Genomic DNA, 26043 nt, shown 5'->3' with positions numbered 1-26043 from the left:
AATTATCACATGACATAAGTTCAATCTAATCATAGCCCAGCCTCTAAAACCCGTCAAGAATATTGTCTAAATTGTGACGGTGTCATTTTATCGTTTTCGCATGAATTGTTGATTTTTTGTCACATTTAACCCGGTTTCATTTAAGCCACAATGCGGCGATTTCATCTCTGACATAGCTTCCAGATGCTTTACTCTGAGACAGCCGAATATCAGGCAGAGAGAGAACTAAATCGCTTTCATAAATTTCAGAGGCAGTCAGTGGGATATCTGCACTGAGCACAATTACGTACTGGAAACCACTGGATTTGACTTTTCGGCAAATCTCATTTACATAGCCCAAGCTCTCAGTTCCCGTATACTGTAAAGCCGGGTAAGTCACGACACGCCCATGAAACGGTTTTTCGGCCAGGTCCAGAAAGTCCCGCAGTCTCTCCAGAGCCTCTGCCACTTCAGGCGGGCTCTCCGTGCCCCTAAGTCCTGTAAACGGAATTAAGCAGGTATCAAAAAACCTGCGGTTTTCCGACCAGCTATCCACAGTGAAGTCACTGAATTTCATTACTGCTCACCCCTTTTCTAAGGTTTACACTTTTGCTATAAATGTCATTGTAACAAGTAGAAACGGCTTACCGTCCATTAAGGGAACAGTATCCGTTTCAGCGAGAAATAGAAGGAAGATTTATAGCGTGAACCATATAAATCCTCATATTTCAAAAAAAGAAATGCGCCTGGCGCATTTCCCGTTTATTTCTCAGGCCAAACTTTTCAATTCCTCAGTCAGATTGCGGAACGCCGTCTTATCTCCGGCAGCCAGCGCCGTGTCGATCTCCCGGTACAAGATGTCGGTACGACGCTTTCGCAGCGCTTCATCCCACACCATTTCTGCCGCAAGTCCTAGCATCACTTCATAGGTAGCCTTCATTTTGTCCATTCGATACACCTCCGCTGTTTAGATCCTTCCATATTCTCTTGCTTTTAGTACATAACTCTCGCTTGTGCGGACCATCCGCTGCAGATCCTGTTCCGTTAATTCACGGACTACTTTGGCAGGTGAACCTAATGACAGGGTATAGGGTGGTATGATTTTGTTTTCGGTTACAATCGATCCGGCTCCTATTAAAGCATATTCACCAATCTCTGCACCGTTCAATACAATTGCACCCATTCCGATTAATGTGCCTTTGCCTATCCTGCATCCATGGATAATCGCTGAGTGACCCACCGATATGTCATCACCCAACACCAGCGGTAATCCATCAGCCACATGTCCCACAGTCCCGTCCTGGATATTACAGCGATCCCCAATGATAACCGGGGCCAAATCCCCGCGTAATACGGCATTGAACCAGACACTTGATTGACGTCCTATCCTAACGTCACCGACAAGCTTCGCACCTTCCGCCACATATACAGATTCGTCAAGCTGCGGTATGTAATTCCCATAAGCAATCCGCATTCTTCTCCCCCTAGTACGCGTTCAACACTTACTCTAAATTTGAACCGCACGCTTCTGCTAAAAAAAGCCTTTGTCTCTTCCCCAAGTCTGCAGCTGCAGGCGTACTACCTTACTGCAGCTGCTTAGGCACAGCCGCCTCCAGCCCCCATGGGGTCATCATCACTGCCGTACCCTCAGGTGTCTCACCCAGCCGAAGCATCCCCAAATGCAGCATCATCCGAAGGATGCGCTGCTCCAGAATTGAAGCGGCATCATCATAATAAAAGGGTTTGACCAACCAGCCGAGACCTTCAACAAGTGAAGTCACAGTGACCCATTTCCCCGCACTTACACTTATCCAGTATATGAGGGATGGCAGATTTGGTATGGCGCCTTTATACAGTTTTAACCAAAAGGAGTATAACTGCATCAGCTTTTCGGATTTCTCCTGCCCAAGCAGTGCTTCCCCCGCCAGTGTAAGCCTCAGCCGAAAGCCTTCCTCGGAAGTAAAGCGTCGGTGGCGGGCGTAATCAACCATCAGCGCTAGCCTGGGAGGATAATGCTCACAAGCTCTTCCATAGCCGAATTTCCAGCCACCTTTACCCAGGAGAGGCTCGGGAATCTGGATAGCGTTCATCACACCCTGCTGGTATCTCTTGTGCATCGCACCCTCTTGGTTTAGCTCCGGCTCGTTCTCCCTGACGTAACGCATAAAGAGCAGCAGATCTTCTGCCAGCATCTCTCCTTCACTCCGGTAGATTGCAGGCTCGCTTATTGGTGAAATTTGTTCCCTGATAAATTCACCCATACGTTCGCGGAAACGCATCTTCAGATCCTGTGGAACCCGGAACAAATACCTGCTTTGCTGGGAAGCACCTCTGAAGAGCCAACCGGCATTTTTGAACCTGGCAACCATCTCGCGGTATCCTCCGTTTTTGCTAGGGTCCGTATCGAAGGAAGCCTGCCTTGCTGCAGCGAGCAAATCCTCAAGACTGAACTGGCTGCGTTCGTCGAACAGCAGGGTATTCAGAAACCGCAGTTCCTCTGGAGCACACTCCCGAATGTGGGACTCCATGAATTCGCGGCTTCCCAGTGTGATCAATATACTCTGAATCAAATCATGTTTGGAATTTCGTTTGCAATCACATTGGTAGCGTCCCGCAATGGCGGTAAGCTGACCAATGTCCGCAAAGTTAAGCATATCCGCCAGATTCATCATTTATCGCCTCACCGTTTTACTACCATTATGGGAAATACAGCCCTTTTTATTCCTGATTGCACAAAAAAAATAACCCGAAGGGTCGGGTTAATGCTGATTTTGAAGAATATGACGTGTACAATTGTACAGCAGCGGATTCCATTCCTTCCCTTTCTTCTCCAGAATAGTTAGCGAGAGATTCCCCAGACGCTCCGAATATTTATCTTTGTATAAGGCAATGTAGAGTTGCGCTAAAAAACCTCCATGCGAGATGACAAGGATATTTTTCTCCGGATAACGTTCTGCAATCTCTTCCATAAAAGCAAGGGCTCGCGCCTGAAGCTGATCATCCGTTTCTTGTCCAAGAGACAACTGATTCCAATCCATGCCCCATTTCTCTTCACGCTGTACAGCAGTCATCCCTTCAACCTGGCCATAGGCACGTTCACGGATGCGATCGTCCGGTTCCAGCATTGGAATTCCCAGCTTGGCTGCCACAATGCTGCCAGTCTCCGCTGCACGGGAAAGACTGCTGGTGATACAGAAATCCCAGCGGTACGTTTCCTGCAGAAGCCGGTCTCCCAGCATCTCAGCCTGCCTCCGGCCTTCGTCGTTAAGCGGAATATCGCTTTGCCCTTGTATTCTGCCTTCTGCATTCCAATCGGTCAGCCCGTGGCGTATTAAGCCGATCAGCATCGCCTATCACCCTGCCCTTCCATTTATGTTTGCTTAATAATGTAACACGAATGAAAACAAATGTCTTCTTTTTGAAGAAGGATGATTTATAGGTAAAATCAAATATATCGCTGAATATAAAAAAAGCCCGCTTTACCCTGGAGTAAAGTGAGCTTTTTATTGTCGGCGGTAACGGTTCAGGCGAATCAGTAAAAAAATAGACAGGCCTATACCCAGCATGGAGAGCATCATCCAATATTGCGGGTGCGTTGGCCCCATGCTTACCACTAGCGGTTCAATGATTCCTCCGCCCGATTCAGAGGCAGGATAAGAGGAGGACCAATCTAAGGACAAACCAGCTACACCGGTCTCCACAATCCCGCTCTGCGCCTCTGAAGTATTGGCGGGTGTTCTGAACATTGTGAAATACAGAAAACTGGATATAAAAACAGCCAGGAAACAGGCGATCCAAAGACTTAGCCTACGGCGGAAAACGGCAGAATTCCCGGCAGATTTACCATCTCCCGGCAACAGCCAGGGACTTTCCAGATAAATCCGCTCCATCACCCGAAGATTCACAGCCTCCGCACGATCTTCGCTGACTTCAATCTGTGTTTCTAGCATAAGCTGACTGCTCTCCTGCCATAACGCCCATTCAGCGGAACAGTAGGAACAATTCGCAATATGCCTTTCAAGCATGATCCGCCTGGGATCCGTGGGGGGAGCGTCCCACAACAGCGGAATGGAATCCTGCGCTTCCCTGCAATTCATAGGCCTTACACCCTCTCAGCCTGCTCTTCTGGTTCAGGCTCATAAAAATAGGATTCGAGTTGAAGCTTCACACTGCTCCGGGCACGGAACAATAATGATTTCACGGAGCTGACACTCTGATCCAGAATCACAGCTATTTCCTGGTAGTCCATTTGATCATATTCCCGTAGTATCAGCGCAGAGCGCTGCTTCTCCGGAAGATTATTAATCGCTTCCCGCACCAGATTCATTCGTTCTTTGCGAAGGGCAGCCTGTTCCGGAGCCACTTCAATCGGGGCGACCGGAGTATATCCGCTTTCCTCAAGAGATACGTTTCCGGCACGGTTCTTGCGAAGCTCACTGAGCACGGTATTACGGGCAATGGTATACAGCCACGTCGAGAATGATGCATCAACTTCACGGAAGGAATGCAAGCTCCGGAACGCCTTGTAAAAGGTTTCCGAGCACAGATCCTCAGCAAGAAGCTCCATATGGGAATTCTTAAGCATATGGTAGACAAAAGCCAATATTTTACGTTGATAGCGCCGCATTAATTCTGAGTATATCTCTGTATTTCCTTGCTTGATTAGCTGGATCAACTGGGAATCCGTCATGGTGAGTTCGGCCCTCCTCGCCCTAGCACGTGTAATCCCGTCCGGTCCATAATTCTTATACCGGTCGAGGTTCAAAAAGTTGCGGTAATTGCTCTAATTTTGCTCTGTATAAACGCAATACTTCCTATGTATATTCATGTACCCAGTAAATAAGGCATGTTGTAAGTGGATACAGAAACAAAAATGCACGTCCAATAATTTACGGGCAGCCAAATACCGGGTCGCTTGCTGAACACTGGAAATCTATAAACATACTTAACCTAGTATAACATACAATCTGGAAGGATGACATTAATAGACTTTTAGCGTCGAATTACGCAGGAGATGAGTTTGCCATAAAATAGAGGAACATCACCTATTAGCGTACACAGTCATTGTAATTAACTGGTGTTGAAGACTGCCTCTGAAGATTATTTTATTATCTTTGAATAATGGGTTGACAAAATGTAAACGGATACATATAATAAAAGTACAGTATGGTTTCTCTCCACTCCTATCCAAATACTACACGGTTCCAAGAAATTGTGAACTGTAACCGCTTATTATGTAAGCGGTCTTTTTTTTGTCTATTTTTAGTAGCCCTTGGTGAAAAGCATATTTTTCTGATTTCCGCCCCGTGCCGGTTCAAATCCTGTACTTAAGACCGTCCGATTAATCCAAACAAGAGCAGCCGGTTAAGCTCTACCATTTTATCCTTGTAATTTTCAGTTTTCGCCCAGGACGATTGGATCGCCCCAAACACTGTTAATAATTCCAATATGGTTTCCATAGAAACAGAAGCATCAATAACCCCTTCCTTTTTCCCCACCCCGATGAACTCCTCAATGATTTCGACTCTGATCCGGTTTGTGTTTTCATTGTACAGACTAGACAACACCTGATCCTCTACAGCGCCCGGGGAAGTGAGTAATTGATAATCCTGATCGGCACAAATCTCCAAAGCCTGGAGCATTTTATCTTTAAAATTTATATTTTGGCCCAGAAGTTCCTTGGCCTTGCGGACGGTATTCTGCATTAGGACATTCGCACATTCCCTGACTACCCCTTCTTTGTTGCCGAAATAGTTATATAGTGACACAGAGGATACGCCGGATTCAGCGGCAATGTCTTTTATACTGACGTCTATGAAGCCTTTTTCCTGGAAAAGCTTCAGGGCGGCTGCAACGATCGCATCTTTCTTGATTTGTGTTCTGATTTCAAATTTGTTCATACCGCTTCACTCACATCCCACGTTTTTTTAATACATTTAATAATATCATGATTCGCTTAGTTTTGAAATATAGAGAGATATATTTAAAAACTTATTGACAAACAGTTTGGGTTAGGGCTAGAATCGAGCTGTATTAATTTTTAAATATGAATACGAATATTTAAAAACTTATATGCAGAATAGGTTACATGATACGGAGGAACTATTTTATGAGAATATTGGTGTATGGGGCCGGAGTTTTGGGAAGTTATTTAGCCCATGTGCTGGTGCGCGGAGGCAACAATGTGACCATGCTGGCAAGAGGAGGGCGGCTGGATGAATTGAAAAAGAACGGGAATGTCATCCGGCATTATTTCCAATTCCGTACCACGGCTGATAAGGTAAATGTGATCAGTGAATTGCAGCCAGAGGATATCTACGACCTTGTTTTTGTAGTGATGAAATATCCGGATTTCCAAGCGGTACTGCCTGCTCTTGCAGCGAACCATAGCAGTCATATAGTCCTCGTAGGGAATAATGCCAGCCCCTCAGAGATGCGCGATTATCTGGAAACCCACAGTCCGGTGAAGAAACAGGTTGCCTTCGGGTTTCAGTTGAGTGCTGGCTGGAGGGAGAACGGCCGGGTGAACTGCGTACGCGCTCCAAAGGTGCAAATGACCATTGGTGGTTTAGGTGAGGAGCTTTCTTGGCGGGCGGTGATTGACCAAGCTTTTGTGAACACGAAATATAAATTAGTCTACCATAACCATATGGATGAATGGCTGAAAAGCCACTTTGTGATGATCCTGCCTCTGAATTTCATTGCCCCTTCTTATAATGGGGACTTACGCAAGGCTATAAAAGACAACATGCTGCTTCATCATGTCATAGCTGCTGTAGATGAGGGCCATCAAGTCTTGGAGAAGCTCGGATATACTGTTGCACCTGCGAGTCAAATCAAATTGGCCCGGGAACAACGGAAAATGTTCTATATCCTGCTGAAGCTTATGCTGTCCACCCCTGTCGGCAAAATTCTCCTGGGTGATAAAGCAGTGTCCGCTGACGAGATGTCTGCATTATATCAAGCCTTCAATGATTTAAAGAGCAGAGCGAACATTCCTACACCTCATTGGGATACGCTCGAAAATTATTCTCCGCTCCCGCAGAGGTAAACCCTTCCGCAACAAAAATCCCCTTCAAGCTCACTCTTCCCCATACTGATGTATGGGTTTGAAGGAGTGAATGCTTGAAGGGGATATTATCCAGCCTTACATGCCTTATACGTAGACGGTATAATCGTGGTGCTGTAGCAGAATCTTCGCCCGCTCCATATCATTCTCCTGGCGGAAGGACAAGCGCATAATGCCCGGAACATCCTCCCGGCTCTCGATAATCTGAACATTGCTAAGGTTGATGCCCTGATCACCCAGCTCCGTAGCGATCCGTCCGATAATCCCCGGATGATCGGGAACATCGATATGCAGATCGAACAGCGGAGTAATCATTCCTTTGCGCCGTTCCGGCAGTTGGCTGCGGAAACCACCTGCTTCAAGGAATGCTTCTTCAATGCCTTCCCCATCCGCATTCTCCAGCAATTGAACGAACGACGAAACCTCATCATTCCAATCCCTCAGCAGACGAAGCATAACTGAGCGGTTGTTCAGCAGAATATCGCGCCAGATGATTGGATCACTGGACGCAATTCTTGTGATATCACGGAAGCCCCCTGCCGCCAAAGTGCTGTACAGGGAATCCGTATCGTCATATGCGCGGATCTGATTCACCAGCGCTACTGCAATAATATGCGGCAAATGGCTGATGGCCCCGACAATCTCGTCATGGCGCTCCGGATTAAGCCGGACAATCTGCGCTCTAGTATGTAGAAGCAAAGCTTCAAGGGCATGATACGCTTCTTCTGGCACTCCCGGCGGTGGTGTCAGGACATAATAGGCATTCTCGAACAACAGTGAAGATGCTGCCTCCACACCGGAGCGTTCTGACCCGGCCATCGGATGTCCGCCAATAAAATGCACCCCGGGCAGGTCCAGTGAAACCGCACAGGCGGCAATTGTGGCCTTGGTGCTGCCAACATCCGTAATGATACAACCGGGCTTCAAAGGAAGCTTACTAAGTCGCTGCAAGTAATCTTCCAGCATGCCTACAGGCACGCACAAAAAAATGAAATCAGCGTCCAGCGCCGCTTCCTCAAGAGAAAGTGTGGCTTGATCGACCACGCCTCTGCTGACGTACTTTTTTGCCGATTCAGGACGGTGGGCATGGCCTGTAACGGTCAGGCCCTCCTTGCCTTTGAAGCAAAGGGCCAGTGAGCCTCCGATCAGACCGACACCGAAAATTGCTATTTTTGTCGTCATGTTCTTTGAACTACCCGCCTTCTGTAGATTCGTCTTGTCAGTTGCTCCTTAGACCTGTACTCCCTGTTCCTGGAGCGCCTGTTCCAGCGCAGTAATAAACGCCTTATTCTGTTCCGCCGAACCGACGGTGACACGAATATAGGTAGGGTACAGCTTGTGTCCTGCTCTGACAATGATCCCCTGCCGCAGCAATGCATCAAAAACATCAACAGCCGGTTTCCGTACATCCACCATAATGAAATTCCCATGTGCCGGGAAGGATGCAAGGTCCAGCCGTTTGAATTCAGCCTGAAGCTGCACGATACCTGCACTGTTAAGACGGCGGCACTCCTGTACGTACTCCTGATCAGCCAGTGCAGCCAATGCTCCGACCTGTGCCAGACGGGTAGTATTAAACGGCTCCCGAACCTTGTTAATCAACGAAATAATCGTCGGACTCGCCACCCCATAGCCGATACGCAGTGCAGCCAGACCATAAATCTTGGAGAATGTCCGCAGTACAACCAGGTTCGGATAGGATTCAAGCAGCTTGATTCCATTGGAATACGAAAGATCGGTCACATATTCAAAATAAGCCTCATCCAGAACAACCATCACTCCTGCTGGGACAGCATTCAGAAAAGTGACAAGCGCTTCCTCCGGTACAATCGTTCCGGTCGGATTATTGGGATTGCAGATCCAGATGATTTTGGTCCGCTCTGTAATGCGGGCCAGCATGGCGTCCAAATCATGTGTACCATTGACCAGAGGCACTTCAATGGAGACCGCGCCTTCAATATCAGCATTGCTTTTATATACGGAGAAGGTCTGATCTGCCATAATCGTCTCGTCTCCCGGCAAGAAAAACGCGCGGGCAATCAAGGCGATGATCTCATCGGATCCGCAGCCAAAGATGATATTGTCGCTCTGCACTCCAAGATGATCAGCGAGTGCAGCTGTCAATTCGGCCGCCGAGCCGTCAGGATAGAGATACAGATTATCGAGCTCCGCCATGATCGCAGCTCTGGCACTTGGTGAAGAACCATACGGGTTCTCGTTCGAAGCCAGCTTAATGACATCGTTTAAACCAAGCTCCTTCTTTACTTCCTCAATAGGCTTTCCCGGTTTGTACACAGGGAGGTTAACGATATTCGGTTTCGGGTTCATGAAAGGTCCTCGCTCTCCATAAATATTACAACGGGTACAGGTCTGCCAGCAGACGTTATGGTTTCAATTGTGCCACAAATTCACGAATTTGCAACAGGCCTTCACTTCGGGTAGCCGGATTATCCAGAAGCGGTATGACATCCTCGACCTTGCGGACAATAGCACTACCTACGACTACTCCATCGCAAATGCGGGCAAACCGCGCCACCTGCTCGCCAGTCGATATGCCAAAACCTACCGCCACTGGAAGATCAGTAGCTTGACGGACAGATGCTATGAACTCATCCACTCCGGTATGAAAAGAAGAACGTTCTCCTGTGACTCCAAGCGAGGAAACGCAATAGACGAAACCACTGGCCCCGGAGACAATCCGGGCAATACGTTCGCTTGAGGTTGGTGCTACAAGCGGAATAAGATTTACTCCGGCAGTCCGGCTCCGCTCACGCAGGTCCTCTGACTCTTCAACCGGAAGATCAGGAATAATCAAACCACTGATCTCATGGGCATCAAGCAGAGAGAAAAAGTTGTCCAGCCCCATTTGCATGACCGGATTGTAATAAGTAAAAAGGATAAACGGCAGCTGACTGCCTGCCTGGCGTGCTTTCAACGCGGTTTCCATGCAGGTGCGAAGATGTATATTGCCGCGCAGCGCTCTGGAAGAGGCCCTCTGGATCACAGGACCGTCCGCCAGCGGATCAGAATAAGGTACACCCAGCTCCAGAATATCCGCGCCTGCCGCTTCCAGCTCAGCAATGATCGCAAGCGTCGTCTCCAGATCCGGATCGCCTACAGTCAAGAAAGGAATTAGCGCCGTCCGGCCCTCCTCTTTCAGCTTGCGGAAGGTCAAATCCATCCGGTTCGTTGTTTCGGTTGTCATCACTTACCCGCTCCTTCCGTGTAGGCCATGATCGACTCAACGTCTTTGTCACCGCGTCCCGACAAACAGATTACCACGATATCGTCCTTGGTCAGAGTCGGTCCGAGCTTCGTTACATGCGCGATAGCATGGGCAGATTCAAGAGCCGGAATAATACCTTCTGTTACGCAAAGCAGCTTCAGGGCTTCCAGAGCTTCATCATCCGTAATCGGCACATATTGCGCCCGATGAACATCTTTTAGATAAGAATGCTCAGGACCTACTCCAGGATAGTCCAGTCCGGCTGAGATCGAATGTGCCTCCTGTACCTGTCCATGTTCATCCTGAAGCAGATAACTAAGTGAACCCTGGAACACCCCTTGGGTCCCTTTACTCATGGTAGCCGCATGGAACGGAGTATCAACGCCTTTACCGGCAGCTTCCACCCCAATCATCCCCACCTGCTCATCCTCCATGAACGGGTAGAACATTCCAATCGCGTTGCTGCCTCCTCCTACTGCCGCTACCAGAAGATCCGGCAGCCTTCCTTCGGCTTCCAGAATCTGCCGCCGCGTCTCATCGCCGATAATCCGCTGGAAATTGCGGACCATCATCGGGTATGGATGAGGACCTACAGCGGAACCCAGCACGTAGAAGGTGTCCTCAACGTTGCTCACCCAGTAGCGAAGCGCTTCATTCCCCGCGTCCTTGAGTGTCCGGGAACCGGAGGTCACAGGAATGACTTCAGCCCCTAGCAGCTTCATGCGGAACACATTCAAAGCCTGACGGCGAGTGTCCTCTTCACCCATAAACACCTTGCATTCCATACCAAGCAGTGCGGCTACTGTAGCCGTGGCAACCCCATGCTGGCCTGCCCCGGTCTCGGCGATCACTTTGGTTTTACCCATCATTTTGGCAAGGATGCCCTGGCCGATTGCATTGTTGATTTTGTGTGCTCCGGTATGGTTAAGGTCTTCACGTTTTAAATATATTTTAGCCGCTCCCAGATGCTTGCTGAGGCGCTCCGCATAATACAGAGGGGTCTCACGTCCGGAGTATTGCTTGAGCAGATAATCTACTTCCTTCTGAAAAGCCGGATCTGCGGAAAACCTGTTGTAGGCCTCCTCCAGCTCGATCAGTGCAGTCATCAACGTTTCAGGAACGAAGCGGCCTCCAAAAGAACCAAAACGTCCATTCTTGTCCGGTACTTGTATCATGATTGCTTCACCCTTTCCACAAAAGCTGTTATTTTAATGATGTCCTTCATTCCATCGCTCTCTACTCCGCTTGAAACATCCACACCATATGGAGCATAACCATTCAACAGGTCACGCACGTTATCCGGATGCAATCCACCGGCTACAAATAAGGGCAGACCATATTCAGAAGCTGTCTGTTGATACACTGGAATCCTCTCCCACTCAAATGTTCGCCCCAAGCCGCCGCTGCCGGCCGGGTCATATGTATCCAGCAGCAGGGCATCTATCGCACCAACATATTGCTTCAAAGCATGAGGACCATTCCCGGCAGACTGAGCTTCAGTATCAGCTACTGAAAGAACCTTCCATACCTTCACCTGCGGAAAAGCTTCTTTGACGGCCTGGCAATAGTCCGCACTCTCCTGACCATGGAGCTGAACAACATCCAGTGGCACTATAGAGAGTACTCCGGCAAGCTCGTCAAGTGAAGGGTTCACAAACACTCCTACCGTAAGCGGAGGCTTCCCGTTCTCCCATCCCTCAAGCTCGGCAATGAGCTCTGCCGCATGCTCAGGACTAACCTTGCGGCGGCTCTCAGCAAACACAAATCCGACATAATCCAGAGGTAATCGCTTCATAGATTTTAGCACTTCAACGTCCTGAAGTCCACAGATTTTTACCACCGCCTCAGCCATGTGTGGCACGTTCCTTTCCTTCCGGCAGCGCACCCAGCAGTTCATTCACTGCTTGTTCCACATCCGGCTGGCGCATCAGATACTCTCCTACCAGAACACCGATTGCTCCTGTAGTCTTCAGATAATCGATATCAGCAGGTCCGGCTATTCCACTCTCGCTGATTACAGGAACTGAGACGGGAAGAAGCGCAGCAAGTTTCGTTGTTGTGGCTAATGCAGTTTCGAATGTTCGCAAATTCCGGTTGTTGATACCGAGCAGAACCCCTGGATGCTCCACCTTCCCGGTAGCCAGAACCATTTCCAGCTCACTCCGGTCATGAACCTCAATCAGAATATCAAGTCCCAGCTCCGCTGCTGTATCGGTGAAGGAAGTCAGTTGTTCAGGTGTCAGGATCGCCGCAATCAGCAATATGGCATCTGCGCCCAGAAGGCGCGCTTCGTAGATCTGACATTCATCAATGATGAAATCCTTGCGCAGCAGTGGAAGATTTACGGCTTCCCTAATCTGCTGAAGATAAGCACCACTGCCCTGAAAATAGTCTTTATCCGTAAGGACGGATAAACAATCCGCCCCTCCCGCTGCATACCCCTTAGCTATGGACACCGGATCGAAATCCGCCCGGATCAATCCTTTGGAAGGCGAAGCCTTCTTCACCTCGGCAATCAGACCCATAGATCGGTTCCGCGATTTCGTAAGCGCGTTGCGGAACCCTCTTGTTGGTGGCAGTACTGCAATCTGCCGCTTGGCCTCCTCTATAGAGAATATCTTACTTAAGGCTTCTACTTCCTTGATTTTGGTGGCGACAATCCGTTCAAGATACATAATCAAGCTCCTTCGTCATGGCTTTAAGCTGCTCCAGCTTCAGCAGCGCAGCACCGGAATCCACTACAGTCCTAGCCTTATCTACACCTTCTTTTAACGTATCTGCAAGTCCAGCCACATAAATGCAGGCACCTGCATTGGCAAGAACAATATCACGGTATGGATTCAGTCCGCCTTGCAGCACTCCGGTGATTATAGCAGCATTCTCCGCCGCGTCACCGCCAAGCACATCCTCCAGCGGATGCGTGCTTAATCCCAGTTCCTGTGGAGTGATCTCATAAGTGGTTACTGCACCATTCTTCAGTTCAGACACCTGCGTGGGTGCTGAAATACTGATCTCATCCAGACCATCCAGACTGCTCACAATCAACGCCCGTTTGGAACCCAGCTCTTTCAGGACATTGGCCACAATCTCTGTTTTGTCCCGGTCGTAGATACCCATTAGCTGACGGTCAGCCCCTGCCGGATTGGTAAGCGGCCCCAACATATTGAACACCGTGCGGAACCCGAGCTCTTTTCGGGGGACTGCGGCATGCTTCATCGAAGGATGATAGATTTGGGCAAACAGGAAACAGATACCGATACTTTCCAAACATTGCACGGCCTGCTCTGCATTTAGATGAATATTGACTCCAAGTGCCTCCAGCACATCAGCGCTGCCCGCCCTGCCCGATGCGGAACGGTTGCCGTGCTTGGCTACTCTGACGGAAGCTGCGGAGGATATAATCGCCGAGGCCGTGGATATATTGAACTTATGAATGCCGGAACCCCCAGTTCCGCACGTATCCAGAAGCTGCGAACGTTCAGTAACCACATGTGTGCTGAATCCCCGCATCGCTTCCGCAAAACCGGTGATCTCTTCAACCGTTTCCCCTTTGATCCGCAGCGCGGTCAGTAGAGAGCCTATCTGTGCCTGTGAGGCTGATCCTTCCATAATTGTACCCATAATCTCACGTGCCTGCATGCGGTTCAGATCCCGGCCCTCGATCAGAGCGGCTATTCCTGCTTGTATCAATAGGTTTGCATCCATCGTCGTCTCCTCCTATTCATTTTCCTTCACTTTCTATATTGGGTCATCCCCGATCAAGGGGTATATTCATACATGTAATCCTGGTTGATTACCTGCTTTTCTTTGATCTCTGACGGGAACATGGCTTCTGCCATCCGGATGGCCTTCAGCATCCCTTTAGCTTTGTTGAGCGTCTCTTCATATTCGTTCTCCGGTACAGAATCCCAGACAATTCCCGCCCCAGCCTGAACATAAGCGCGTCCTTTACGGAAAATAATAGTACGGATCGTTATACAGGAGTCCATATTTCCGGAAAATCCAAGATACCCTATGGCTCCGGCGTATGCGCCTCTTGCTTCCTGTTCCAGCTCGGCGATAATTTCCATCGCCCGCAGCTTCGGCGCACCAGAAACCGTGCCTGCCGGAAGACAAGAGAGGAAAGCATCGAAGAAATCTTTACCCTCGTCAAGCGTGCCCGACACATTGGAGACCATGTGCATCACATGCGAGTATTTCTCTATTTCCATGAAGGAATCGCATTTTACCGTACCAAATTTGGAAACCCTGCCGAGGTCATTACGGCCGAGATCCACCAGCATCAGGTGTTCAGCCCGCTCCTTCTCATCCTCCAGCAGTTCAGCGGTCAGAGCCCGGTCCTGTGCTTCATTCTCTCCGCGGGGCCGCGTTCCGGCGATCGGACGGGTCTCTACACGGTTTCCATCGACCTTAACCAAGGCCTCAGGCGAAGTGCCGACGATAATTTCTTCATCCATTTTCAGATAATACATATAAGGCGAAGGGTTCAGCGTGCGCAGCATCCGGTAGACATGAAGCGGTGATACTTCAGTTTCAATATGCAACCGCTGGGACAGGACTACCTGAAAAATATCCCCGGCCCGGATGTATTCCTTCGCCTGTTCCACATTGCTGATATATTGTTCTTTGGTGAGGTTAGAATGAATCTCACCAAGTTCGATGTCCTGTGGAATGCTGCGACGGTTAACGTTCTCTTTGGGACCTTCCTTCTGCAGCTCTTCAGCCATATCCTCTAAGCGGAGGCTCAGCTCCTCATATCCGGCTCGGATATCGGAGTCCGTATCGCCGTCCTTGATGTGCAGGTTCCCCACCAGCAGAATCTGCTGCTTCACATGATCGAACACAATAATACGGTCGCAGAACATGAACCGGATATCATCCATGTTCAAATCGTCCACTGCATGGGACGACAGCTTTTCATAATACTGCAGCAGATCATATCCGAAGAATCCAATGGCCCCGCCGGTAAAAGGCGGCATCCCTTCCAGCTTGGGACTGCGGTAGGAGCGAAGCAGTGCTTTCAGTTCCTCAATGGGTTTGCCGAGCACCTGTCTCTTCTCTCCGCCAACCTCAACATGAATCACGCCCTTTTTACCGGAAATCATCAGGAAGGGGTCACTACCGATAAACGAATACCGCGCCCACTGGATCCCGCCCTCTACACTTTCCAGCAAAAATGCCCGGTCCAGCTGGGCAAAACGCGAGAATAACCGGATGGGCGTTTCCATATCGGCGAGCAGCCTTTTCACTACAGGAATCAGATTATATTCCCGCGACAGAGACAGCACTTCTTCTACTCTTGGATTCGTCAATTGGGATACCTCCTTGGGATATTGGTTTATATTGTCCGAAATACAGAAAAACCTCTACCGAAGTAGAGGTTTGTGTAAGTAAGTATATGAATAAGCGCAAAGGACCGGCATAAAACCATCTGAATGGATGCACTTCTCCCATTAATGAATACAGCCATAGTGCAAAAACCACACCAAAGGGTACCCCAAAAAGAGAGCTGCAAACATACGGTATGCCTGTACTCAACAAAAATCCTGCACTCTGCTCAACTATACTCATCTCAGCTAAACTAAACTCTGCTTCACTCGGCTAACTACACTATACATGATGGCTTTGGTCCATGGCAACCCCGTACAGATAATTTGTTACTTCTTCTGTGAGAGATCCGGACGGAGCCTCTGGGCTTCATTCAGATAGACATGGCGGATATCCCGTTGTGACTTGTCCGTGTTCACCTGGACCATCAGCCGGATGCACTTAGGAAGGCCGCCTTTGACGGGTATCTCCACGGAGCACATCAAAGGCACCAGATCCCAGCCTTCGATTTCACGAATAGCCCGTGCCGGAAAGGTCGCGTCCAGATCACCGGTGACGGTAATCCACACACTGCAGATATCTTCAGCAATGACATCATTACGCTCTACAATTTCGCGCAGCAGTACAACAGTTTCACGTAAAATCTCGTTTTCCTCATTATAGGTTACGGTCGTTGCACCGCGAATACCCCGGTTCACCATGGGCTTCCCTCCTTCTTAAGCTGCGAGATAACCTCACGAACGGCACTTTGCTGCACATCATTTACGATGCTGACAGCGCCGATGGAATCCGGTACGATAAAAGTCATCTTGCCTTCCTTAAATTTCTTGTCATGCATCATCGCTTCCATTAATTCATCCTCGCTGTATTCCGCAGGCAGTCTTACAGGCAGCCCAAGTGCAGACAGCATCGAAATAGTATCCTCATAAATGGCTTGATCCCGGCCTAGTTTGGCAGCTAGAAGTGCAGACCCGGCCATTCCGATAGCGATGGCTTCACCATGGAGAAATACTCCATATCCGCCTACCGCTTCTATAGCGTGCCCGATCGTATGTCCGAGGTTCAGAATCGCTCTTTGACCATGCTCGCGCTCGTCATTGCCAACAACTTCAGCCTTGATTGCACACCCGCGTTCCAGAGCGTAACCCAGCGCCTCTGCATTCAGAGCGAGGAGCGCAGAAGCATGCTCACGGCACCAGTAAGCAAACTCACGGTCTAGAATCAAACCATGCTTCACCACTTCGGCTAATCCGGAAGAGACTTGGCGCGGCGGCAGTGTACTCAAGGTATCCAGATCATACACTACCATCGTCGGCTGATAAAAGGCTCCGATCATGTTCTTCGCCAGGGGGTGATTAACCGCTACCTTTCCCCCTACACTGCTGTCATGGGCCAGAATAGTAGTAGGAATCTGAACGAATCCTATTCCCCGCATATAGGATGCGGCTACAAAGCCCGCCAAGTCCCCAACCACACCGCCACCCAGTGCAAGAACCGCCGAACTGCGGTCCAGACCCGCCTGAATTGCCGTAGTAATGACTTCTTCATACACGGACAATGATTTGGACGCTTCACCGGCTTCAATAACGTGGCTAACTACAGAATATCCCTGTTCCCGCAGGGCGGCCTCCACCACCGGAAGGTAACGCGGAGCCACTTCACTGTCACTGACAACGAGCAGTGGACTGCGGAGCGGGAATCCAGCCTGAACACATTGCTGCCCGATGTCACGCAGGAGTCCGCTGCCAATATGGATCGGATAGGAACGTTCACCCAACTCTACCGTAATACTGCGCACCATCAGTAGCTCTCCAACTGTGCCTGGTAGCTATTATAGTTGGCTCTGATCTCCTCGATGGAATCGCCGCCAAACTTATCCAGAAATGCCTTGGCGATTTCCCAGGCCACCACATTCTCAAGAACTACACAAGCAGCCGGTACAGCACAAGCGTCGGAACGTTCCACTTGGGCAGTGAATGGCTCTTTGGTGTCAATATCTACACTTTGCAGCGGCTTATACAGCGTCGGAATGGGCTTCATGACTCCGCGGACCACAACCGGCATTCCGTTAGTCATTCCGCCTTCAAAGCCGCCCAGACGATTGCTTGCCCGGTAATATCCCCGGGAAGCTTCATACATGATCTCATCATGAACCTGGGAGCCCCGCAGCTTGCCTGCTTCAAAGCCAATGCCGATTTCAACACCTTTGAAGGCATTGATGGACATTACTGCTCCCGCTATGGCACTATCCAGCTTACGGTCATACTGCACATAGCTGCCCAGACCGACAGGCAGGCCCTCGACGATACATTCCACGATACCGCCAATGGAGTCGCCTTCCTCCTTGATCTTGTCTATGTAGGCTTCCATCTTCTGCTCGGTCTCTTTATCTACCACTCTCACCGAAGAAGCTTCGGTCTGCTCAATCAACTCATCAATAGGCAGATCATTGGCGGGCGCCTCAATTTCACCGATACGGATGACCTGTCCTGCGATCTTTACTCCGAACGCAGCGAGCAGTTGCCGGGCCACTGCCCCAACGGCCACTCTAGCTGCCGTTTCACGTGCGCTGGAGCGCTCCAGAACATTACGCAGATCAGTCAGGTTATACTTCAATCCGCCATTCAGGTCCGCATGTCCAGGACGCGGACGGTTGACGCGGCGCTTATCTTCATCGCTGCCAGGGATAGGTTCGATGTTCATAATATTCTTCCAGTGCGTCCAATCTTTATTCTCAACCACCAGAGCCACCGGGGCACCTGTTGTATTACCATGGCGTACGCCGCCGACGATTTCTGCAGTATCCTTCTCAATCTGCATCCGGCGTCCACGCCCGTACCCTTTTTGCCGCCGCTGCAGTTGAAAATTGAGCTCTTCAAAATTAAGTGTCAAATTGCTGGGCAGTCCTTCAATAATGGCTGTTAGCTGGGGGCCGTGCGTTTCCCCCGCTGTTAAATAGCGTAAACTCATGCTGCGTTCCCCCTTCACACTTTTAAACTGTAAACCGCTAAAATGTTAAATGTCTTTGCTCATTATAGTATAGGGAATCCGCTTTGACAAGAAAGGGATAAGCCCGGCATACCCTCTGTCAGCACGAAAAAGAACAGCGCCGTCCCCACTCTTGCGAGTAAAGACGACGCTGTATTGTTCCCTGGCCGGGCCCCTGCAATCAGCTGCCGATTTTCCGGACAGACGGCATACATGCCGACTTGCCCTCTTCGAGCATGAGCAAACTATGCAGCTGCCGCTCTTCGACACCAAGAATTTGCCCGCATTCACGGACGGTCAGGAAGCCGCGTCTGTAGGCGTCAATGACCTTGCTTTTATCCATTGGAATGAACGACCTTTCGCATGGCGCACGTAATCATTTCTACTACCCAGTATCACTGAAACCATGCGAAAGTATACGTATTCATATTGAAAGTTTAACCTAACCGTTACAGCGGGTTTATTTCTTACGGTAAAAGAACGTCTCCGTCGACTCAAATCCATACTGAGCCGGTGTGAAAATCTGCTCTGTACTGCCCACGAATAAATATCCACCCGGGCGCAGGCTTGCCGAGAACTTGTGGTACAGCTTGTTTTTGGCCTCTTCTGTAAAATAAATCATAACATTGCGGCAGATAATCAAATCGAAACCTTCGTCAAACTTGTCCAGCAGCAGGTTCTGCTTGCGGAAGTCTATATTTTTTTTGAGACCTTCACTGACTTTGAACACAGGTCCTTCCGGTGTAAAATAGCGGCCGGCGACATCCTTAGGCACATCCTTCAACGAACGCTCCAGATAAATGCCCTGCTTTGCTTTGGCCAGCGCACCGTCATCAATATCCGTCGCCAGAATTCCAGTCTGGGCCAGAATATTTTTGTCTGAGAGGATCATGGCCAATGTGTAAGGCTCTTCACCGGTAGAGCAGGCGGCACTCCATAGTTTCAGTCTGCGGCCCGAACGCTGCAACTCAGGCAGAATGGAATCCCGCAGAACCTCCCAGCGGTTAGGATTGCGCCAGAATTCCGAGACATTGATGGTCATACGGTCCAGAAATTCATAGAACAGTGCTTTATCCTTCATCATTGCTGCAAAGAAATCACTAAAGGACGGATAGCCATTCTTCGTACGCAGCGTGGTCAGACGACGTTTCATCTGCGCTTCCTTGTACTGGGCCAGATCAATTCCAGTGCTCTGCTTGACATTATGAATAAATCCGGTGTAATCCCGGTCTTCAGCAGTTGATGTTTCTTCTCGTTCAGCCATTCATTTCCCCTGCCTCCCGCCTGAAACTACATCCAGGCTGCGATGTCTTTAGTGTAATCTGCCAGTTCATCCGGAGCAAAGAAGTTAGCAATTTCACGTTTTGCACTTTCCGGTGAATCCGAACCATGAATCAGGTTCAGCGGCGTATGACTGGCAAAATCCCCACGGATCGTACCCGGCAGAGCTTCCCCAACCTTGGTTTTGCCGATCATCATACGGGATAAAGCCACTACATCATCGCCTTCCCATACCATGGCGAAGACTGGCCCAGAGGTGATAAAGCGTACCAATTCAGGAAAAAAGTCTTTTCCTTCATGTTCTGCATAATGCTTCTTCGCCTGCTCTTCCGTCACGGTAATCAGCTTCCCGGCAACCAGCTTAAATCCCTTATCCTCCAGTCGGGTAACAATTCGCCCAATCAGTCCGCGTTGTACCCCATCCGGTTTAATCATCAGATACGTTTGCTCCATAGAGTCACTCTCCATTTTCTGTTATTCCGAATGAATTAGCTGTTTTTTTGATAGTATCAGAAAGCACGTCATCTGTGAACGCTTAATATTTTTAGTAATCAATTAGTAGGCTCTGCCTGTCACAAAAAAAGCGATATCCTTCAAGTTGCGCTTTGTTCTGTTGCTTGGCAGTTGATCCAGCGCCGCAAGGGCCTTGGCAATGTAGCGGGATGCCAGCTCTTCTGCTCTGGATATGCCTTCGCCCGACAGAATTAGATCTATGGCGCGTCCCACACCGCTATGTCCTTCACGGATGGAAGCGAGTTCTGTAAGCAGTGCACCGCGAATCCTTTGGTCCTCCAGACTGTAGATCACCGGCAGGGTGATATTGCCCTGCCGCATATCGCTGCCCGGCGGTTTGCCAATTTGCTTTTCCGTCCCGGAAAGATCGAGCAGATCGTCACGGATCTGGAACGCCATGCCGACGTTATATCCGTAATCGTAGAGCAGTTTGGCCGTATCCGGCTCTGCATCGGCGGCCAACGCCCCCAGCTGGCAGCTAATGGCAATCAGCAGGGCAGTCTTCCTGCGGATACGCCGCAGATAATGACGCACACTCTGCTCACTGTTGAAGAAGTCACGGATCTGCTCCATCTCTCCGATAGACATTTCCACCATCGCTCTGGAGAGGATTTGGTGTATTCTCGGATTACTCAACTCCGAGGACATCACCAGCGCTTTCGCATAAATGTAGTCCCCGGTGTACATGGCAATTTTGTCGCCCCATTTTGCTTTGACTGTCAGTTCCCCGCGCCGCAGCTCTGCATCATCAATCACATCATCATGTACGAGCGAAGCGCTGTGGATCAGCTCCAGAGGAATGGCAACCCGCTTCAGCTTCTCCAGATCATATTGCCCGAATTTGCCGCCCATCAGCACAAAGACAGGACGCAGCCTTTTGCCGCCCGCCTTCAGCAGATGCAGGGACGTTTCTGTCAGCAGCTCATCATCCCCCTGCACGCTGCGGTATAGTTCCTTTTCAATCTGATCCATATCTTTGTTCAGCAGTCCAAACATTTGCATTCGTTTCATTCTTTCACCCGTGTCAGCAGATTATGGCTCCAAATCTCCATTCTTACTTCCCGCGGCAATAAGCCCAGCTCGTAAGCGTAGCGGAAATAGAGGTTCAGACCCTCCTGTTGCCTTTCCCCAAAGTCATAACTTAAATTACGGAAGTACCTGTCCCAATAGGCTGCTGTCCCCCCGATAGCTGTGCATGCCTCACGGATAATGGGTGCCGGGTTCTGCCGGCCGAGTTTTTTGCTCTCCACAAAGGCTTCGGCTATTTCAGCAATCGCCTCCGGTCTCATTCTGGCTGCCTCCCGGTTGACAGCCCAGACGGCAAAGGTCATGCCGTGTCCGGTCCATTCCTTCCACAGCTCGCCAAGATCCGTGACGATATAACCCTGATCCTGCCAAGAAGCTCTGATTGCATTATCGCCAATAAGCAGGCAGGCATCTGCCTGTGCCATCATCACGTCCAGATCGGGTGCAGCACTAATATATTCCGGCTTGCCGCCCATCGCTTTCTGCAGCAGGATTTTAAGCAAATTGATCGATGTAGCGGAGGTGTTTGTTACAGCAATTGTCCCAGAAGCAATCTGCGAAATCGGCACCCGTGAGAACAGCAGGATGGATTTCACTGGACCATCAGAACTTACGGACAGATCCGGCAGCAGCAGCAGACGTTCGCTTGCGGCTGCATACGCGAAGGAAGAGAGTGCTCCTACTTGGATGTCTCCGCTGGCCATCCCCTGATTAAGAATGGCTGGTACCTCACTCACCATCTTTGCGGGGAAGCTTAACCTCGATGGGTGAAAATTGTGAAATACCGGCCATGAGTTCGTATAGCTGATTTTACCGATAACGGTAGGTTTCGGATGGCTCATCCTTCATCCCCCCATCTGCGAAATAATGAATGCTCAATGTTCAAGCTGTCGAGCACCTTGCCCACCATAAAGTTAATCAGATCTTCTACGGTTGTGGGGCCAAAATAAAATGCGGGCATCGCCGGAATCATTTTCACCCCGAGGCGGGACAGCTTCAGCATATTCTCCAGATGTATCGCATGCAGAGGTGTTTCCCGGGGGACGAGTACAAGTGGGCGACCTTCCTTCAGCATGACATCCGCAGCCCGGGTCATCAAATTATCAGAACTGCCTTGAGCTACAGCAGACAGTGTTCCCATAGAACAAGGCATAATAATCATGGCTTCGGTTCGGAAGGAGCCACTGGCAATAGAAGCGCCGATATCGGCAATCGGGTGATAATGCAGAGAACCGGGACAGTCTCCGAACTGTTCGTTCAGAAACCCTTCCCGGTCTGAGGCGGCAAAGCCGAGCTCTTCCTTAAAAACACGCCACCCGGCGTTGCTTACCACCAAATGGACCGAGTGCCCCAGCGAAAGCAGGACTTTGGTCAACTGGACGCCATAAATGCCGCCGCTCGCTCCCGTAATGCCCACGACAAAGTTTTTCGCTTTAAGCTCATTCATTTGTAAAACTGCACCACCAAGTCAATCAGAGTAAATGAAAATACTACGATGCTCAGCACACCATTCATGGTGAAGAATGCTGTCTGCAACCGGCTAAGGTCGCTCGGAGACACAATATGATGCTCATAAAAAAGAATAATGTAGGCAATAAGCATCCCTGCTACATACCACCAGCTTAAGTCGGTAATGAACAGCAGCGACACAAAACCGGCACCCGTAAGAATATGAAACACCTTAGCAATGGTCAGTGCTCTGGGAACGCCAAAACGGACAGGAATAGAGTACAGTCCTTCATTCTTATCGAATTCAACATCCTGACAGGAGTAAATGATATCAAATCCAGCCGTCCAGAATACAATCGTGAAATAGAATACCATGGCAGTCCAATCCACCGTACCTGTGACGGCAACCCAGCCGCCAAGAGGAGCCAGAGCGATCGTCAAACCTAGAATCAGATGGCATGCCCAGGTGAAACGCTTGGTGAATGAATAAAAAACAAGAAGGAATACAGCAATCGGCAGCAGCTTAGCCGACAAAGGATTCAGCTTAAACGCGGCCCAGAACAGCAAAAAGAATGAGAACGCAATAAACAGGGTCACCTCGCCAACCTTGAGCAGCCCGGCAGGAATAGCTCTTCCGGCTGTACGGGGGTTTTTAGCGTCACTAATGCGGTCAATTAACCGGTTCAGTCCCATAGCTGCACTGCGTGCGCCGAACATTGCGATAACAATCCAGCCGATCTGCCCCCAGGAAGGCAATGCCCCGAACATCACTACCGAACCAAGTAACGCGCCCATAAAGGCGAAGGGTAAAGCAAAAACGGTATGTTCAAATTTAATCATTTGTAAAAAAATGCCGATTTTCTTAAGCATTACAATTCTCCTTGAGCCCAATATGTAGTGCAGCGATGCCTCCGGTCAAGGGGAAGGATTCCACTTTTTGCAGTCCGGTATCACGGAAAATCACTTCTAGTTGTTTTCTGTCCGGGAACAAGGCGAGTGACTCAGGAAGCCATTTATATTGTTCATATCTCTTCGCGAAGAGTTTTCCAAGGAGTGGAAGAACACGTTGGAAATAAAAATAATAAATGCCTTTGAACGGCTGCTTCATCGGTTTGGACAATTCCAGGCAGACTACCATGCCTCCCGGCTTTACCACACGTTTCATTTCGTTCAATACTTGAACCGGATCTGGAACATTGCGGAGTCCAAAGCCTATCGTTGCATAGTCAAACGAGTTATCGCCGAAAGGAAGCTCCATGGCGTTGCCCTGTACCAGTGAAATCTGATCCTGAAGATGACGCGCTTCCACTTTACGCCGGCCCACTTCCAGCATCCCCGCACTGAAATCCAGCCCCATAACAGAACCGGTTTCGCTGGCTTCAGCAAGCGCGATACTCCAGTCACAGGTGCCGCAGCATAGATCAACCGCAGAGTCTCCGGGCTTCATCCCCATCTTCCGCATGGTGAACTTACGCCAAGCCTTGTGCCTGCGGAAGCTCAATATGTCATTCATCAAATCATATTTACCAGCGATGCTCTCAAAGACGGAATGCACAAACTGCTCCTTGGGTTTGGTGCCTTGATCACTGAGTGTGGTCGTTTTCTCTATTGTCATTCCCTAACCCTCCACGGCAGCTTGACCGGAAATTTTCATATGCAGAAGAAGACGGTCAAGCGCAGCACTCAGCTCGCTGAACAGACTTTCGTCCTTGACACCCTGCAGCAGCCCCTGAATGGACTGGATCGACCCATGCAGCTTGTCCGTCAGCAACGAGTCACATTTGTATTTCATCTTGAGCTTCTTCCAATCCTTAAGGTCTATATCTTTCTCGAGTAGCCGCCGCCGTTCATCTTCTGCAGCAGACTCCAATACCTTCAAGTAGCAATAGCCATCCACAGCATTTACCGTATCATCCCCACGGCGCAACTCCAGAAGGACGGTCTCATATTGGCTGAATTCGGCAAGGAGTCTCTCCCACAACTCTTTAAACGGTTCCTCAATCATCGGTGTAAAAGAAAGAAACAGCCGCATATTGAGCTGTACCGTGTGTCGCAAATATTGTTCCGCGGAAAGGATCATAGATTTCATCTTGCTGTACAGATTGGCCTTCATCACGTTAACATCCGCAACTGCGGTACTTAAAATGCCTACCATCTCAATCTGCTCACGCTTGGCCAGCAGATGATAAAACCAGCTGCTGAAGTAATCACCGGCCAGTACCTTAAGCTGCCGGGATCGCATGAGATCTCTGTGTGGCTCCTCCTGTGTACGGTCGATCGACTCATGGGTATCCAGTCCCAGCTGAACCAGTCCAGTTACGAGCGTAAACAGCTCTGCACCCTTCAGATCGGCAGGTGAACCGTGACTTAAAAAAATATATAACAAATGACCACGCCCGTCTGAAAACGGCGGCAAATCCGTATGCCGCTGAATCATGTCGTAGTCTGTGTAAGGTTTAGCCAGTTGCGGTATGCGGTACGGTTTCATTTCAGCCTCCGGAGCCATTGACGTTATGACAATCTTTGTTCACAATCTTGTCTATTATATCACATGTTTTTTGGTCACGCACTGTGGGCCCGCCTAGTTTATTTTACCCAGATCAGGGATAAATGAACTGCCTCTTCCATAGCTCGCTCTCACTGATACGCAGCCCGCTCTTAAGGGATTCCGGCAGTGGACGGCTTGCGGCCGTCTGGAGAGCTTCCTGTAGTCCGGGTGACCATTCACTGCGCCGGATATCTCCTGCGAGCAGCAGACGACGGCTCTCAAGCCATTTGTCCTCGGCAACAATCCGAAGCAGCAGCTGATCCACATTTACTGTCTCCTGAAAGGCAAAAGAAATAGCCAAAGCCATATTCTGATAAATTTCCTGCGGCTCGAAGTCATTGCCAGTCACCTTCAAATCTAGAGAAAGAACTTTTCCCTTCCAACCCACCCGGTCAATGGAGAGGGTAAGAGGAAGCTCCCCAAGTAAATCTACAAGATTATTACTCCCCAGAACCACACCCTCTTCACCAAACACCTCCACTGCTCCGTACTTACGCTGCAAGGAAGGCTCAAGCGAGGCCAGCTGTGGGAGAAGAAGCACAGTAACCGCAGATAGGATCACTGCTGTTCCAATTAGCCAGCTCCTGTTCATGACAAGCCCCCTTATCATTCATAGTTGCCGCCTCCTGGAACGAA

30 protein-coding genes are annotated in these 26043 nt (G+C 49.6%); 1 reads left to right on the top strand and 29 read right to left on the bottom strand.

The genetic code is table 11. The features are described 5' to 3' along the window. Positions 1-136 precede the first annotated feature (136 nt). From ACTJKB_RS10135 to ACTJKB_RS10100, 8 genes are all read right to left on the bottom strand, one after another. Positions 137-556, bottom strand: coding sequence for a DUF2487 family protein (locus tag ACTJKB_RS10135; RefSeq protein ID WP_440833663.1), 420 nt, complete (start codon positions 554-556; stop codon positions 137-139). A gap of 192 nt (positions 557-748) precedes the next feature. Next, the gene (locus ACTJKB_RS10130) at positions 749-928 is read right to left on the bottom strand and encodes an IDEAL domain-containing protein (RefSeq protein WP_020427670.1); all 180 of its coding nucleotides are present in this window, start codon (positions 926-928) and stop codon (positions 749-751) included. Positions 929-946: 18 nt separating this feature from the next. Beyond that, positions 947-1453, bottom strand: coding sequence for a gamma carbonic anhydrase family protein (locus ACTJKB_RS10125; protein WP_440833662.1), 507 nt, complete (start codon positions 1451-1453; stop codon positions 947-949). A gap of 109 nt (positions 1454-1562) precedes the next feature. After that, complete coding sequence (locus ACTJKB_RS10120) at positions 1563-2648, bottom strand: hypothetical protein (protein ID WP_440833660.1); 1086 nt, start codon at positions 2646-2648, stop codon at positions 1563-1565. Between the two features lie 90 nt (positions 2649-2738). Further along, entirely contained in the window at positions 2739-3326 is a 588-nt protein-coding gene (locus ACTJKB_RS10115) for a histidine phosphatase family protein (protein WP_440833659.1), read from the bottom strand. Positions 3327-3482: 156 nt separating this feature from the next. Further along, positions 3483-3929: a hypothetical protein gene (locus ACTJKB_RS10110; protein ID WP_440833658.1), complete on the bottom strand. Its 447-nt coding sequence runs from the start codon at positions 3927-3929 to the stop codon at positions 3483-3485. 152 nt (positions 3930-4081) lie between these two features. Then, positions 4082-4669: an RNA polymerase sigma factor gene (locus tag ACTJKB_RS10105; protein ID WP_440833657.1), complete on the bottom strand. Its 588-nt coding sequence runs from the start codon at positions 4667-4669 to the stop codon at positions 4082-4084. Positions 4670-5306: 637 nt separating this feature from the next. Further along, positions 5307-5879 carry a TetR/AcrR family transcriptional regulator gene (locus ACTJKB_RS10100; protein ID WP_440833656.1) on the bottom strand — a complete coding sequence of 191 codons (573 nt, stop codon included), beginning with the start codon at positions 5877-5879 and terminating at the stop codon, positions 5307-5309. A 209-nt stretch (positions 5880-6088) separates the two neighbouring features. On the opposite strand from ACTJKB_RS10100, the gene ACTJKB_RS10095 reads away from it, so the two are divergent. Continuing rightward, positions 6089-7030 (top strand): ketopantoate reductase family protein, encoded by a 942-nt coding sequence (locus ACTJKB_RS10095; protein WP_440833655.1) that lies wholly within the window; start codon positions 6089-6091, stop codon positions 7028-7030. A 105-nt stretch (positions 7031-7135) separates the two neighbouring features. Here the strand turns inward: ACTJKB_RS10095 and ACTJKB_RS10090 are convergent, their stop codons facing one another. The 21 genes from ACTJKB_RS10090 to ACTJKB_RS09990 all read right to left on the bottom strand — a co-directional run bounded on the left by ACTJKB_RS10090 (position 7136) and on the right by ACTJKB_RS09990 (position 25999). Next, a complete protein-coding gene (locus tag ACTJKB_RS10090; RefSeq protein ID WP_440833654.1) occupies positions 7136-8230 on the bottom strand; it encodes a prephenate dehydrogenase in 1095 nt (364 codons plus the stop codon). A 48-nt stretch (positions 8231-8278) separates the two neighbouring features. After that, a complete protein-coding gene (hisC, locus tag ACTJKB_RS10085) occupies positions 8279-9376 on the bottom strand; it encodes a histidinol-phosphate transaminase (RefSeq protein ID WP_440833653.1) in 1098 nt (365 codons plus the stop codon). Positions 9377-9431: 55 nt separating this feature from the next. Then, positions 9432-10253: a tryptophan synthase subunit alpha gene (gene trpA / locus ACTJKB_RS10080; RefSeq protein WP_440833651.1), complete on the bottom strand. Its 822-nt coding sequence runs from the start codon at positions 10251-10253 to the stop codon at positions 9432-9434. Next, complete coding sequence (trpB, locus tag ACTJKB_RS10075) at positions 10253-11449, bottom strand: tryptophan synthase subunit beta (RefSeq protein WP_440833649.1); 1197 nt, start codon at positions 11447-11449, stop codon at positions 10253-10255. The genes trpA and trpB overlap by 1 nt, the downstream gene beginning before the upstream one ends. Then, entirely contained in the window at positions 11446-12126 is a 681-nt protein-coding gene (locus ACTJKB_RS10070; protein WP_440833647.1) for a phosphoribosylanthranilate isomerase, read from the bottom strand. Before ACTJKB_RS10070 ends, trpB begins: the two co-directional genes overlap by 4 nt. Continuing rightward, positions 12119-12949: an indole-3-glycerol phosphate synthase TrpC gene (gene trpC / locus ACTJKB_RS10065; protein ID WP_440833645.1), complete on the bottom strand. Its 831-nt coding sequence runs from the start codon at positions 12947-12949 to the stop codon at positions 12119-12121. The genes ACTJKB_RS10070 and trpC overlap by 8 nt, the downstream gene beginning before the upstream one ends. Next, a complete protein-coding gene (trpD, locus tag ACTJKB_RS10060) occupies positions 12939-13979 on the bottom strand; it encodes an anthranilate phosphoribosyltransferase (protein ID WP_440833643.1) in 1041 nt (346 codons plus the stop codon). Before trpD ends, trpC begins: the two co-directional genes overlap by 11 nt. Positions 13980-14032: 53 nt before the next feature. Then, complete coding sequence (gene trpE, locus ACTJKB_RS10055) at positions 14033-15586, bottom strand: anthranilate synthase component I (RefSeq protein ID WP_440833641.1); 1554 nt, start codon at positions 15584-15586, stop codon at positions 14033-14035. Positions 15587-15931: 345 nt separating this feature from the next. Next, on the bottom strand, positions 15932-16303 hold the full coding sequence (aroH, locus tag ACTJKB_RS10050; RefSeq protein ID WP_440833639.1) for a chorismate mutase: 372 nt from the start codon (positions 16301-16303) through the stop codon (positions 15932-15934). Continuing rightward, positions 16297-17400 (bottom strand): 3-dehydroquinate synthase, encoded by a 1104-nt coding sequence (gene aroB, locus ACTJKB_RS10045; RefSeq protein WP_440833891.1) that lies wholly within the window; start codon positions 17398-17400, stop codon positions 16297-16299. Before aroB ends, aroH begins: the two co-directional genes overlap by 7 nt. Positions 17401-17402: 2 nt before the next feature. Then, positions 17403-18572 (bottom strand): chorismate synthase, encoded by a 1170-nt coding sequence (aroC, locus tag ACTJKB_RS10040; RefSeq protein ID WP_440833637.1) that lies wholly within the window; start codon positions 18570-18572, stop codon positions 17403-17405. A 199-nt stretch (positions 18573-18771) separates the two neighbouring features. Continuing rightward, positions 18772-18933 (bottom strand): hypothetical protein, encoded by a 162-nt coding sequence (locus tag ACTJKB_RS10035; RefSeq protein WP_440833635.1) that lies wholly within the window; start codon positions 18931-18933, stop codon positions 18772-18774. 117 nt (positions 18934-19050) lie between these two features. Then, a complete protein-coding gene (locus tag ACTJKB_RS10030) occupies positions 19051-19854 on the bottom strand; it encodes a CheR family methyltransferase (protein ID WP_440833633.1) in 804 nt (267 codons plus the stop codon). A gap of 26 nt (positions 19855-19880) precedes the next feature. Continuing rightward, positions 19881-20324, bottom strand: coding sequence for a nucleoside-diphosphate kinase (gene ndk, locus ACTJKB_RS10025; protein ID WP_440833632.1), 444 nt, complete (start codon positions 20322-20324; stop codon positions 19881-19883). Positions 20325-20426: 102 nt separating this feature from the next. Further along, positions 20427-21395 (bottom strand): polyprenyl synthetase family protein, encoded by a 969-nt coding sequence (locus ACTJKB_RS10020; protein ID WP_440833630.1) that lies wholly within the window; start codon positions 21393-21395, stop codon positions 20427-20429. Further along, positions 21392-22252 (bottom strand): menaquinone biosynthetic enzyme MqnA/MqnD family protein, encoded by an 861-nt coding sequence (locus tag ACTJKB_RS10015; protein WP_440833629.1) that lies wholly within the window; start codon positions 22250-22252, stop codon positions 21392-21394. The genes ACTJKB_RS10020 and ACTJKB_RS10015 overlap by 4 nt, the downstream gene beginning before the upstream one ends. Beyond that, positions 22249-22857 carry a UbiX family flavin prenyltransferase gene (locus ACTJKB_RS10010; RefSeq protein WP_440833627.1) on the bottom strand — a complete coding sequence of 203 codons (609 nt, stop codon included), beginning with the start codon at positions 22855-22857 and terminating at the stop codon, positions 22249-22251. Before ACTJKB_RS10010 ends, ACTJKB_RS10015 begins: the two co-directional genes overlap by 4 nt. After that, entirely contained in the window at positions 22854-23729 is an 876-nt protein-coding gene (locus ACTJKB_RS10005) for a UbiA-like polyprenyltransferase (protein WP_440833626.1), read from the bottom strand. Before ACTJKB_RS10005 ends, ACTJKB_RS10010 begins: the two co-directional genes overlap by 4 nt. Beyond that, positions 23722-24474 carry a demethylmenaquinone methyltransferase gene (locus ACTJKB_RS10000; RefSeq protein ID WP_440833625.1) on the bottom strand — a complete coding sequence of 251 codons (753 nt, stop codon included), beginning with the start codon at positions 24472-24474 and terminating at the stop codon, positions 23722-23724. The genes ACTJKB_RS10005 and ACTJKB_RS10000 overlap by 8 nt, the downstream gene beginning before the upstream one ends. A gap of 3 nt (positions 24475-24477) precedes the next feature. Next, the gene (locus tag ACTJKB_RS09995; protein ID WP_440833623.1) at positions 24478-25347 is read right to left on the bottom strand and encodes a heptaprenyl diphosphate synthase component 1; all 870 of its coding nucleotides are present in this window, start codon (positions 25345-25347) and stop codon (positions 24478-24480) included. 112 nt (positions 25348-25459) lie between these two features. Then, entirely contained in the window at positions 25460-25999 is a 540-nt protein-coding gene (locus ACTJKB_RS09990; protein WP_440833622.1) for a hypothetical protein, read from the bottom strand. Between the last annotated feature and the right edge of the window lie 44 nt (positions 26000-26043).

Origin of the sequence: Paenibacillus sp. 22594 (assembly GCF_052044425.1) — a bacterium.
Classification (GTDB): domain Bacteria; phylum Bacillota; class Bacilli; order Paenibacillales; family Paenibacillaceae; genus Paenibacillus_AQ.
This window is presented reverse-complemented; position numbering and strand designations above follow the sequence as displayed.